General features: G+C 63.2%; 13 protein-coding genes. 6 read left to right on the forward strand and 7 right to left on the reverse strand.

Annotation, left to right across the window (positions count from 1 at the left end; genetic code table 11):
• Positions 1-313: 313 nt before the first annotated feature.
• The gene (locus tag O2S87_RS16445; RefSeq protein WP_475409852.1) at positions 314-700 is read right to left on the reverse strand and encodes a 2Fe-2S iron-sulfur cluster-binding protein; all 387 of its coding nucleotides are present in this window, start codon (positions 698-700) and stop codon (positions 314-316) included.
• 91 nt (positions 701-791) lie between these two features.
• Here O2S87_RS16445 and O2S87_RS16450 point away from each other — a divergent pair, with 91 nt between their 5' ends.
• Positions 792-1463: a DsbA family protein gene (locus O2S87_RS16450; protein ID WP_475409853.1), complete on the forward strand. Its 672-nt coding sequence runs from the start codon at positions 792-794 to the stop codon at positions 1461-1463.
• Positions 1464-1478: 15 nt separating this feature from the next.
• Here the strand turns inward: O2S87_RS16450 and O2S87_RS16455 are convergent, their stop codons facing one another.
• Entirely contained in the window at positions 1479-2783 is a 1305-nt protein-coding gene (locus O2S87_RS16455; protein WP_475409854.1) for a DUF7405 family protein, read from the reverse strand.
• Positions 2784-2901: 118 nt separating this feature from the next.
• Here O2S87_RS16455 and O2S87_RS16460 point away from each other — a divergent pair, with 118 nt between their 5' ends.
• Together O2S87_RS16460 and O2S87_RS16465 are read left to right on the forward strand one after the other, a co-directional pair.
• Entirely contained in the window at positions 2902-3975 is a 1074-nt protein-coding gene (locus tag O2S87_RS16460; protein WP_475409855.1) for a DUF7350 domain-containing protein, read from the forward strand.
• A 3-nt stretch (positions 3976-3978) separates the two neighbouring features.
• A complete protein-coding gene (locus O2S87_RS16465) occupies positions 3979-5202 on the forward strand; it encodes an MFS transporter (protein WP_475409856.1) in 1224 nt (407 codons plus the stop codon).
• A 17-nt stretch (positions 5203-5219) separates the two neighbouring features.
• Here O2S87_RS16465 and O2S87_RS16470 read toward each other — a convergent pair whose 3' ends face one another.
• The 5 genes from O2S87_RS16470 to O2S87_RS16490 all read right to left on the reverse strand — a co-directional run bounded on the left by O2S87_RS16470 (position 5220) and on the right by O2S87_RS16490 (position 9446).
• Complete coding sequence (locus tag O2S87_RS16470; protein WP_475409857.1) at positions 5220-6086, reverse strand: hypothetical protein; 867 nt, start codon at positions 6084-6086, stop codon at positions 5220-5222.
• Between the two features lie 129 nt (positions 6087-6215).
• A complete protein-coding gene (gene msrA / locus O2S87_RS16475) occupies positions 6216-6764 on the reverse strand; it encodes a peptide-methionine (S)-S-oxide reductase MsrA (protein ID WP_475409858.1) in 549 nt (182 codons plus the stop codon).
• 42 nt (positions 6765-6806) lie between these two features.
• Complete coding sequence (locus O2S87_RS16480; protein WP_475409859.1) at positions 6807-8282, reverse strand: small ribosomal subunit Rsm22 family protein; 1476 nt, start codon at positions 8280-8282, stop codon at positions 6807-6809.
• Entirely contained in the window at positions 8279-9037 is a 759-nt protein-coding gene (locus O2S87_RS16485) for a prephenate dehydrogenase (protein WP_475409860.1), read from the reverse strand. Before O2S87_RS16485 ends, O2S87_RS16480 begins: the two co-directional genes overlap by 4 nt.
• Before the next feature lie 46 nt (positions 9038-9083).
• A complete protein-coding gene (locus tag O2S87_RS16490; RefSeq protein ID WP_475409861.1) occupies positions 9084-9446 on the reverse strand; it encodes a hypothetical protein in 363 nt (120 codons plus the stop codon).
• An 85-nt stretch (positions 9447-9531) separates the two neighbouring features.
• Here O2S87_RS16490 and O2S87_RS16495 point away from each other — a divergent pair, with 85 nt between their 5' ends.
• From O2S87_RS16495 to O2S87_RS16505, 3 genes are read left to right on the forward strand one after another with little or no spacing between them, the layout of a single operon-like run.
• On the forward strand, positions 9532-10227 hold the full coding sequence (locus O2S87_RS16495; protein ID WP_475409862.1) for a cob(I)yrinic acid a,c-diamide adenosyltransferase: 696 nt from the start codon (positions 9532-9534) through the stop codon (positions 10225-10227).
• A 2-nt stretch (positions 10228-10229) separates the two neighbouring features.
• On the forward strand, positions 10230-11774 hold the full coding sequence (locus O2S87_RS16500; RefSeq protein WP_475409863.1) for a cobyric acid synthase: 1545 nt from the start codon (positions 10230-10232) through the stop codon (positions 11772-11774).
• 57 nt (positions 11775-11831) lie between these two features.
• Positions 11832-12062, forward strand: a complete 231-nt coding sequence (locus O2S87_RS16505; protein WP_475409864.1) for a DUF6684 family protein — start codon at positions 11832-11834, stop codon at positions 12060-12062.
• Positions 12063-12292: the final 230 nt, after the last annotated feature.

Genomic DNA, 12292 nt, shown 5'->3' on the forward strand with positions numbered 1-12292 from the left:
GTGCTTCATTGATCGCGTCATCAAGCTCTTTTTCCGACAGATGTTTCACCAACTTGGTCCGACGAGAAGCCTTCATTAGCGCCTATACGCGCTCCGTAGATTCAAACATAGCGCAGACCACTCACGCGGCGTTCCCTCGCTCTCTGAGTGAATTCGTCACAGCGTAATCTACTGCGATATCGTGTGTTTTGAACGCAACAGCTCAGTTTACGCGGAGCAGAATTTGATTCGGCAACTACTGTAAACGCCGGGATTCTCGCCTTGAGGAAAGATAGTCTGTGTGAAAGCTGAACCGTCAGTCGACGCTCGCTGCTCAGTCGGCGGCCACCTCGCTCGTCTTCGAGTCGACCTCTTCGTCTTCGTCGACCGGCGGTAGCGGCCCCTTGGCGATCTTGGTGCCCCATGCGCCCGGATACTTCTCGACCTCGACATCGCCCAACACCTTGGTCTGGCACGACAGCCGCAGGTCGTAGTTCGGGTGGTGCGGCGGCGTCAACAGCCGCGCCTTCTCCCGAATCCCTACGTCGCTGACCTCGCCGTCGACAGCGACCGCACAGGTTCCACAGGAGGCGAGCCCCTTGCAGTTGAACGTCTTCGTCTTGCCATTGTGCGGCGAGAGTCCGGCCCGCTGGAGCACATTTCGAAGCGTTTCGCCCTCTGTACACTTGATCTCCCGGCCGCGAAACGTGACTGTCGGCATACACTGTTATTTGTCGACATACCACATAGTCCTGTCGTTGCTCGTCACCGGAGAGGAAAACGGCCATATATCCTCGCATCCAGACTATCGTATGGAACACACACGGCGGCGGTATCTGGCGGCCACAGGCGCGATCGCGGCTGGAATGGGACTGGCTGGCTGTCTCGGCAGCAGCGGCGGCAGTGGCGGTGGCGCGTCGGGAGCCGCCGACACCTCCCACAGCTGTGAGCTCTCGGAGTCCGATCCCGTAGACGAGTTGCCCCACCCGACGATGGGAAGCGACGACGCGGGCCTCACGGTCGACATTTTCGAGGACTTCGCCTGCCCGCACTGCGCGGATTTCGCCACCGGGGACCTCGTCGATATCGAAGAGGAGTACGCAGGCGACGAGGTTCGGTTCCGCCGGTTCGATTTCATCGTCGTCGACAGCGACTGGAACGAACCGATGGCCAACGCGGCCAGAAGCATTCAGGAGGAACTCGGTGACGAGGCGTTCTTCGAGTTCGCCCGAAGCGCCTACGAGAACCAGTCGGACTACTCGTGGCAACAGATCGGTGACCTGGCCGAGGAGGTCGACGCCGACCCCTGTGACGTGCTCAGCGACGCCAGCAACGGCACCTACGATGCGGTCCTAGATGCCGACCAGACCGAAGGCGAAGACCGGGAAGTCCCCGGCACGCCCGCGGTGTTCGTCGACGGCGAACTCATAGACGATTCGGCGAACTACGAGAACGTGAGCAGCGCCATCGACGAGAGCCTGTAGTCGACACGTGAGACGCTAGGCCGTACCGCTCGGCGTCGGAAACGCCCGCAGCGATCGCGGCGGCACGAGGAAGTTGCCCCGATTCTCGACGAAGATGTAGCGGAAGATCCCGTTTTTCACCCGCGGCTGGATCGACGGATGCTCGCTGACCAGATCCTCGCCGTTCATCGCCTCCTGGACCGCCTCGAACTCGCCGATTCCCTGCTGGTAGGACGGAAAGTGCAGGCTGGCGTTGTCGTTGTCGGTCGATTCCACGTGTCGACGTAGCGTCCGGACGTTTCCGTCATCATCTCGATTCGCTCGGGCGGCCTTTTCAGCGTGCCCGACGAGGCTGAACTCGTCAGCGGTCTCGTCGATCGCCTCGTAGATCTCCTCGGTGATGCCGCTGTCGTCGCCCAGATTCTCGCCGACACCCTCGACCGAACCCGACTCGGCGAGCCGCGGGCTGAACAGCTTGCTCACCATGTCGTTGTGGCTGTTTTCGCCGTACCACTTGCCGAGTTGCTGGCGGATGCGGGCGACGTGTTTGGTCGACCCGCCAGTAAAGGGCCCCTCACCGATCGTCACATAGTCCTCGGTGGCCTGGTTTTGCTCGAATCCGGCCTTGAATCCCATGAACAGGGGTGCGTCCTCGGGGACGGGACCGTCTTCCGGAATCCCGCCGACGCCCTGATTCTCGGCGGGCAGCCCCGGTCCGATGAACCCCGTCCGCCGGTCGTCGACCGCGAACACGTCGCCGAGTCGTCCCTCGATGTCGACGCCATTGAGCGACTCCCCATCCCCGAACAGGGTTTCTTCGATCTCCATGAGGGCGTCCGAGCGATCCGAGGCGAGATGCAGCAGGGCGTCCTGTTCGTCAAGCGTGGGTGTGTCGACCGGCGACAGCCGCCGCGGCGGCGGGAGGTCGACGGAGTCAGGCAGCGACTCGTCGAAGCGATCGAAGTAGGCGGGCGAGTAACCGAGGTCGAACACCACGCCCTCGTTGCTCCACTCGAAGGCGCGCTCGATAGTTTGCAGAGCGGCCTCCAAGGTCTCGCGATCGGCCGCGGTCGGCGTGCCGTCGGCCCCACTCTCGCCGTCGTACGCGAGGTACAGAAACAGGTGCTGTTCGGGCAGGGTGACGTTGCCGCCGTCGTCCCGCGGGAGGTGGTCGTTCCACGCGAACTGCCGGTCGGGACGCGAGGCGGGGTCGTCGGTCCCCGGTGGAATCGGCTCGTCACCGAACCGGTCGACGCAGGCCGACAGCGCCGATGCGCCGCCGACAGCGAGGGCCGCCTTTAAAAAGCGTCGACGTGAGGCGTCGGGTCCCGGAAGGTCCATGTCCCACCTAGGCGTCCAGCGTGCAAATGGATTCTGATCGGCCAAGGTTGTGGGTCTCGCCGTCGGATTCGACGATCGAACCAGAAACGGTATCCTGTCGAAGTACCTAGGAAATCGTATGAACAGACGGCGGTTTCTCGCGGCGACGGCGGCGGGCATCACGGCATCGGCAGCGGGCTGTGTCGACGCGTTCGAATCGGCCGCCGACACGAGCTACGGCCGCGAACCTCCACTCGTCGAGGACCGACCCGACGCGATCTACTGGCCGACCCACACCGAACAGATGGAGACTGCGGGCATGGGGGTAACGGACGACGGCCGACACGTCCACCTGATGTATACCTTTCCCCACCGCTTCTGGCAAGTTTTCCGCCGTGACGACGGCGATGGCTACGAATCGCGCATCACCGAGGTCGGGGAAAACGACGCGGTCCACCTGATGGCGAACGTCTGGGACGACGAAACGGGGGTCGTCCTCCCCGTCTCCAGCGTCGACATTGCCGTGACGGGCGGCAACGACGTCGACCAACTCGAGACGATCTACTCCATGCTTTCGCAGCGCATGGGCTTTCACTACGGCGACAACTACCATCTCGACGGCGACGGCGAGTACACCGCCGCAGTGACTGTAGGCAGCGTCTCGAGCGAGCGCTACGGCGACTTTGCGGACCGATTCGACGACGCCCAGACGGTCGAGATTGAGTTCGAATACAGCGAAGAAGGCCGCAACAACCTCGATTTCGAGGAGTACGACAACGCGGGCGAGGCTGGTGCGGTCGAGCCAATGGAGATGGACGGGATGGATATGGATGGGATGTCGATGGGCATGGCCCGCGAGTTGGGCGGCGAGTCGATTGGCGAGGCGCTCGAAGAAGACATCCGCTACCGGGCGAGCCTGCTAACTGAGGACCGATTCGGTGACGATCCCTACCTCGCGGTCACTGCAGCGACGCGGTACAACGACCTCGTAATCCCGGATATGGGTCTCGACGTGGAGGTCGACGACGCCGACTTCGCGGAGTCGCTTTCGACTACGATCGACCCCGAACTCGGCTTCCACTACGGTGTGTCGGCTCCAGATCTATCAGGTGACGAGACAGTCGCTGTCGAGGTCACGACCCCGCCACAGGTTGCCCGCCACGAGGGGTATGAGACTGCCTTTTTCAGTACGCCGACCGTGAGCCTCCAATAAGGAATGGTTCGGCAGTTCGGCAGCGCTCGCAGCCGCCTCGCGGTCGTCGTCTGGGCCGTACTCGTCTCGCAGGTCCTGTTGTATCCCGGCCTCGACGGGCTGATCGTCGCCCTCGGCGCACCGGGGGAGATCCGCGCCGGGATGTGGTTTCTCGTCGCCGAGGTCGCCGCCTTCGTCGCCTTCGCCGTCGTCTGGGGCGCAGCCAGCGACGCGTTGGGTCGACGCTCGCCGCTGGTCGTCGCCGGAGCGATGGGCGGCGCGGCCAGCTACCTCGTGTTGACGGTGTTGCCCGCAGTCGGCGTCGGCTTCGGCGGCGCGCTCGTCGTTCGGGTGGTCGGCGGTGCGTTCACCATCGGCGCGTTCTCGCTGGCGATCACGATGCTGATGGATCTCGCGGGCGGCAACGGCCGCAACATGGGCGCGGCGGGAATCGCCATCGGTCTTGGCGCGGCACTGGGCTCAGTCGCCGGGGGGCAGTTGTCGGCCGTCGACCCCTTCGGGCCGGTGTATGCTGGCGCGGCAATGCTGGCCGGAGCGGGTTTGCTGGCGGCCACTGTTCCCGATCGGATCGCCAGCGAAGCCGATTCCTCGACGTCGACCGACGCCGACCGTGGACTCGGGGCCGCCGTCGACACCCTCAGATCCCACCCCGCCCTCAGCGTTCCCTACGCCTTCGGCTTCATCGATCGACTGACGGCTGGCTTCTTCTCGCTCGTCGGCGTCTTCTACTTCGGTGATGTGTTCGGCCTTGACGCCGCGGGTGTCGGAATCGCGCTGGCGCTGTTTTTCCTCCCCTTCGCGCTCCTGCAGTACCCACTGGGATTGCTGTCGGACCGGATCGGCCGGTTCGTCCCGGTGGTCGTCGGCTCGATCGGCTACGGGCTGACGATCATCGCGGTCGGCCTCGCGCCGACGGTCGAACTTGCCATGGGATCGATGGTCCTCGTTGGAATCGCGGGGGCCTTCGTCGCCCCGGCAACGATGGCGCTCGTGACCGATCTGGTCGACGCCGACGAGCGCGGGGTAGCCATGGGCGGCTTCAACGTCTTCGGCAGCCTCGGCTTTTTGAGTGGATTTTTTATTGGCGGCGGCATCGGCTCGGCTGCCGACTACCTCACTGTGTTTCTCGTCGTTGGTAGTTTGGAGATCGGTATCGCGCTCGTCGCGTTTCCGGCCGTCTGGCGGCTCGCCGCGGCCGGTCGACAGGTGGCGTCGACGGCCGACTAGCTGATTTCAGGGAGTAATTACGTGAATGGAGCGCCCCAGACGACCGTGTGAAGTCCAAACAGGACCACACTCAGCACAACACTGCCCGCAGCAAATTTGAAGTTTGCTCGTGCTGACCCCGCCAACCGTTCGGTAAGTCTGGCCTCGTCCATGTCGGAGACGACGAGCGGATCGTCCCCGATCGCTTCGATTCCCACATCGATGTCGACTCCCGGCGTGTCGGTGGGCGACCCAACGACGTGAAGGTCGTCGTCGGTCAAGATCGTCTGCTGGTAGTACCGCCGATTACCGTGGTCGTCGTCCCAATCGTCGACGGCCAGCCACGAGTCCTCGGCGTCCTTGAGTCCGTCGACGGTGTCGTGGAGTCGCCGGATCTCAGCCGGTGACTCCTCGTCACGCTCGACCTCGGCGACAGTCTCGTAGTCGGTGAACTCGAAGAGGATGTTCCCCATGGACAGCCCATCGCGGTCGTAGAGATCGGCCGTCGTCCACCAGTCTCCGGCGGTTTCATTCGCCGCCTCGATATCGATCCGTGCGGTGCCGGTCTCGTCGCGCAGCAACAGCCCCGTCGACTCGACACCGCGGGCGATCTCCCGCCAGAAGCCGGTGGCGTCCTCACCGCGTTCATCCCACTCTTCGACGCTCCAGACCGCTATCGCACACTGCTCGCCGGTCACCGGTGCGGTCACCGGAGCACCGTCGGGAGCCGCCGTTCCGTGGAGTTCGACACGGTCGACACTGGGGTCGACATCGGCGACAGGAACGGTCGACTGACCGGAAACGAGGCGTTGGAGCCGTCGTTCTTTGACTCCCACGTACAGAAAGTACGGTGACAACAGCAGAAGCACGACTCCGCCCGCTGACACATATCCTGCAACATCCATATTCACGCTGATTTGTATAATAAATATATAATATTACCGCCTGTCACGATCGGCAGGCAGCTTCAAATCTCACAATGGCCGCTGGCACCATCCACCCAGGGTTCGACAATCGGTAGTCGACGGGGCAGTTCAGTGGACGGGCTGTTCTTTGAGTCGATCGTCGAACTTCTCGCGGACCTTATCGAGTTTAGGCGGGATGTGGAACGAGCAGTAGGCCTGAGTCGGGTTGCGCTCGTAGAAGTCCTGATGTTTGGCCTCGGCCTCGTAGAACGTTTCGAGCGGCTCGACCTCGGTAACGATCGCATCGTCGTAGACGCCCTCAGCCTCCAGTTCCTCGATAAACGCCTCGGCCTGCTTGCGCTGGGCGTCGTCGTGAGTGAGGATAATCGACCGGTACTGCGTGCCGACGTCCGGCCCCTGTCGGTTACGTTGGGTCGGATCGTGGACCGTAAACAGGACTTCCAGGAGGTCGACGTAGTCGATCACCTCGGGATCGTACTCGATTTGGACGACCTCGGCGTGGCCTGTTGAGCCCGAACACACTTCTCGGTAGGTCGGATTCTCGGTCTCGCCGCCAGCGTAGCCGGAGGTAACATCGTCGACGCCCGCCAGTTCTTTAAAAGGCGCTTCGATACACCAGAAACAGCCGCCGCCGAACGTTGCTTTCGCTGTGGACATACGCTCCATAGGATCTCAGCGGGCTAAGAAGCTGCGGACGTCCTATCGTGGGATGCCCGCTACTGCGTCGACCACCGTCTCTGCGTCGACGACCAGGTTGTACGCCTCCTCGTCGTCGTTCCAGAGCACCAGCACGTTCTCGAACCCCAAAATCGCCCCGTAGGGAGCCGCCGCCAGGTCGCGATTGAGCCCGGACTCGCGCGTGAGCACGGCGTAGTGGTCGACCTGCTGGCTGCCGTCGCCGATCAAAAACAGGGGGTTGTCGCTCTCGCTCAGGTCGTGGCTGAGTTTCACGGCGAGGAGATTGATGCGCTCGGTGACGTGGTCGCCCATCGTCGACATCGGCGCGTGACGCTTGCGGCTGGCGCGGAACGGATACCGGCGTTCGCCGTCGGTCCGCAACAGGCTGTAAGCGAACTGCACGTCGACGTTGATGAACGCGCCGGGGTCGGTGTCACGCTCGTTGGTCGATTGGCCCTCGTCGAGGCGGCGCTGAAACGCTGGCACTTCGAGATCCTCGCGCACGTCGAACGACCAGCCGCGGTCGGCCGGGGTTTGGCCTTCCCAGAGCCGGAGGGTCGGCACGTAGATCGTTACTTCTCCATTGGGCGGGGCGACCGCGCGTTCGATCTCCCGAAGCCCGGTGGCGGTTTCGAGATCCGCAGGTTCGAGCGCGAGGATCGTCCCGTCGTCGGCCAGCAAGTCGAGCGAGGCGTCGACGACCGCGATAGGATCGTCGAGTTCGTTGAGGACGTTGCCGAAACAGATTAGATCGAACGGCTCGGCGTCGCTGGCTTCGTCGGCCAGATACGCCTCGATGGTCGACCGGTGGATCGTCTGTCGGAAGTTGCGCGAGGTTTCACCGAGCATGGCTTCGAGCACGTCCGCGGAGGCGCTCGGCTCGACGGCCTGGTAGTCGACCAGCGCGGCGGTGGGGTCGAACGCGGTCTCGGTCGACTGATCGTCGCCGAACAGATAGTCGTGAAACCCGAGCGCCGGACCGCCCGATCCGGCCCCGACATCGAGTACGCGTAGGGTTCGATCAAGGCGCCCCCGCTCGGCGAGCGTCTCGACGACGTAGCCGATTGCGGCGTAGTAATCCGGTAGGTGGTAGATTCCGTACCCGAGTGCGGCGGTTTCGTCGTACTCGACCTCGCTTCCGGCGAAGTAGTCCTCTTTTAATCCGGTTATGCTGTCCCTAAGTTCGCGGCCGGACTCACCGCGGTGCCAGTTTGCACCGTAGCGTCCCACCAACTGGTCTTCGAGCGCGAAACTGTAGCGTTCGGGAAACGCCTCGGGTTCCCATTGTCGGTAGTCGACCGGCTCGTCGTCGACGGGGACGAACGTTCCGTCCTCGCGCTCGACGAGTCCGAGATCGAACGCCTCCTCGCGGAGAGTTTGTCTGACCACTGCGGGGTGAGGTTGGCCGTCGATGTACTCACAGATCTCTTCGGGGTCGATTGGTCGGACCCGCCGGAGGTATTTCGCGTTCGAGCGGACCGCCTCGCGGTCGATCACTGGTGGCGCTCCCGGCCGTCGACGCTCAGCGCGCTCTTGGCGGATTGATAAAGGCTGGCGAACTGTGCGTCGTCGGCATCGGCGATCTCCCGGGCTGCCTCGGCGACCGCCTCAGCCCCGGAAAAGGTCGACTGGATCTCGGCGTAGACGCCGGGATCGCCCTCGGTGACGGTTCTGGCCACATCTTCGAGCTGGGCCGAAACAGGCGTGGCGAACTCCTCGCGGACCGAGTCGGCCGCGAGTGCATAGGCCAACACGGCGGTGTGGGCGCTGGCCTGGACGGTCTCCATCGCCGCGTCGTGTTCTTCGGGGGTCGTCTCGAAGACCGTGTTTCCGGCCGCGGTCATCTTCTGGCGGATCTCCTGGAGGTGTGGACCATCGTTGGCGGTGACAACCGCGACGTTGCCGGGAACCCGCGGCGGGGCAAACAGCGGGTGAAAACTCGCCCGTTCGAGGTCAGAGGCGGTGGCCTCCATCGCAGTGAGCGGGCCAGCCATCACGCCCGAGACGTCGAAGATGGCTTCGGTGGCGAGCGGCGCGTACTGCTCGACCGCCTTGTCGACCGCCGACATCGGGACCGCCAAACAGACCGCATCGAACGATTCGTCGGTGGTCGTCGGGACGCGGCGGGCCGCGCGAGCGGCGGCGGCATCGGCGGCGACCGCGGAGTCGGCATCGGTAAAGGCGACTGCCGCGTCGACGGTGTCGGCGACCCACCGACCCATCTCCCCGGCACCGACGACGAGTAGCTTCATACCCCGCTTTTCGCTCGGCGTCTCAAAAGGTGTTCGATGCGGTGGGTTAGGCGATGGCGTCGAACCGGAGCGACTCGGTTGGGACCGTCTCGCCTGCGTGGTCCAGGATCGTCTCGAAGTTGAGCCGGATCGCAGACAGATCGACCGGCTCGGCGAATCGAACGGTAAAGAGGGTTGTTGGCTCCTTGATGTGGCGGGCTTCGCCGGTCATGTCGACCGCTCTCGCTCGGACGAACCGCGACCCTTCGCCGCCTTCGACGAGTTCGAAAAAGCGTTCGAGTGCGCCCGGTTCGACCGATTCGATTTCGCCCCCATCGCAGGCCACGCGGGCGGTGTACTTCTGGACGCCCTCGGGACTGGCGTCGACGACGACGCTCACGGCCCGTGTCTGGTCGGCTTGGCGTGTCATACTCAGATGTTAGGAGCGGCCCTCCTGTGGCTTTCGACTTTGGTAACACAACCAACATAGCCTCGGAACTCAGTACCACATACTAATGACTGATACAGACGCAGGCGACGACGAGCCCCACCACCGTCGTACACCCGGCAAAGGCGTCAGCCCGGAGGCCAGACCAATCAAACCCAGCGTTCCCGAGGAGTTCGGCCTCGTCCAACTGTTTTGGGGCGATGGCAAAGGCAAAACAACCGCGGCGATGGGGATGGGCTTTCGCGCCGCAGGCCACGGCTTTCGGGTTCATATGCTTCAGTTCATGAAGGGTGGTGCGGACAGCGTCGACGACGTTCGCGGCGAGTACAACGCCGTCGCCGCCATGCCCGGCTTTACCTACGAGAATACCGGCCACTACGGCTGGCACGGGATGGCCGATGGCAGCGACGAAACCGACCATGCGAACGATGCCGAAGCCGGATTCGAACGCGCCAAAGAACTCGTCGCGGCCGCAGCCGACGCCGATCTCTCGGCCCCGTTCGATCTCGATGCCCCACCCGAAGACGGCGTCCATATGCTGATCCTGGATGAACTCCTCTATGCGGCCGACCGCGAACTCGTCGATCCCGATGCGGTGATCGAACTCGTCGACACCAAACCCCCGCATCTCGAACTCGTGGTCACGGGCAGCCATACGAAACCTGAGTATCTGTACGACCACGCCGATCTCGTCACCCGGATCGGCAAGGAAAAACACCCGATCGACGCGGGCCAGCGCGCCCGTCGTGGGACTGAGTACTGAGGATGGCTCGGACGATCCTCGTCGCTGGCACCGCCTCCCACGTCGGCAAGAGCACCGTCACCGCCGGCTTCTGTCGACTGCTGGCTGACCGTGGGGTTTCGGTCGCTCCCTTTAAAGCCCAGAACATGAGCAACAACGCTCGGGTGGTTCCCCGCGCACCAGCAATCAAAACGGCAGACGAGAGCGGTGGGCCGTACGGCGAAATCGGGGTTTCGCAGTACGTCCAGGCCCGGGCAGCCCGTATTCCGCCGACAACCGACCAGAACCCCGTCCTGCTCAAACCTCGGGGCAGTGGTCAGTCCCAACTGATCGTCGACGGCCGGGCGGTCGGCCACTTTGCGGCCGGAAGCTACTACGACGACCACTGGCACGACGCTCGCGACGCCGCCGAAGCGGCCCACAGTCGACTCGCCGCCGACCACGAGGTGATCGTCGCCGAGGGTGCGGGCTCAATTGCCGAAATCAACCTCCAGCATCGAGATCTGGCTAACGTCGAAACTGCCAGATTCGCCGACGCCGAAATCGTCCTGATCGCCGACATCGAACGCGGTGGCGTGTTCGCCTCGCTCGTGGGGACGCTCGAACTGATGCCCGACGACCTCCGCGAGCAGGTCCAGGGTGTGATTATCACCAAATTCCGCGGCGACCGGTCGTTGCTCGATTCCGGACTCCGAGAGTTCGAGGAACGGACCGGCGTCGACGTCCTCGGCGTCCTGCCCTACGACGACCCCGGCCTTCCGGAGGAGGACAGTCTCGCACTACCGTCGACTGACGACCGTGCGGTCTTCGGCGACGATGACGGCGTCGATGCCTCCCAGACGGTCACGATTGCGGTCCCGCGGCTCCCGCGGGCCTCAAACGTTACCGATCTCGAACCGCTGGCCGCCGAGCCGGGCGTTCGAGTCGCCTATCTGCCGCTCGAGGCCGAACTGGCCGGTGTCGACGCGGTCGTGATTCCCGGTACGAAAAACACCGTCGACGATCTGCTGGCGATCCAGGAGGCGGGTTTTGACCAGCGGCTGAACGTATTCGAGGGCCCAATACTCGGCCTCTGCGGCGGGTATCAGATACTCGGTGAGCGCATTTATAACGCCGATATCGAAGGCACCGAGCTTCCAGACGGGGTGTCGACGCTTTCAGGGATCGGATTACTGCCGGTCGAGACGACGTTTAGCGAGGACAAACGGGTGGTCGAGACGACGCTTGATCTCGACGGTGTGGGCCCGCTGGCAGGTGCTTCGGGCCCCGTCGCGGGCTACGAGATTCACATGGGAACCACCGAGTCGACCGGATCGGTCGAGATGCCGTTCGGCCACAATGGGGAGTCGACAGCCGCGCTCGGGGCCCGCCGCGGCGACGTGGTCGGCTGTTATCTCCACGGGCTGTTCGAAACCGAGACCGTTCGAGATGCGTTTATAAATAGTGTGTATGCTGCGTCCGGTCGATGGCGGCCCAACGCGTCGAAATCGGTCGACTCGCCGTACGACCGGGCTGCCGCACTGCTTGCCGATCACTGTTCGGTCGACTGGCTCGGCCTCGAGAACTAACTATCGGGCCAGTATTTCGCAGATTCGCTTTTGTGGTCGACGAGCGAACGGAGAGCTATGTCGACGGTTTTTACGCGAGAGACGATATTAGACATCGTTGTCAACCTGATCCCCCTCGGAATCATCGCTTTCTTTTCAGTGCTGTTTCTGATATTCGCACCGTGGGGCTACGATCGGTTCGAGATACTCATGATGACGGCGCTTCACGTCGTTCCGTTCGTGTTCCTTGCGTTGATCACATATCTCACGCTCCGTGCAATCGAGGGTGGCCCGGTTGGCGAGCAATAGTTAGTCGGTTGCTACCTCGGCAGCACACCGGTTTGGCCCGAGTTCGAGTTCTATCGCATCCTGCCTGTCTGCAACTGACTGTCGACCTGAATTGATCCCGATGATGAGCCTGTCCAAGAAATATCGGCAGAGAACTCACATGACGTAGACCTTATCTAGCAGAAAATCCTGTACAGCGTAAGGATTCACCCGTGACGTTCAATTTTATCCGATACGATCAAGATCAGCAA

The organism is Halohasta sp. A2, assembly GCF_056175805.1.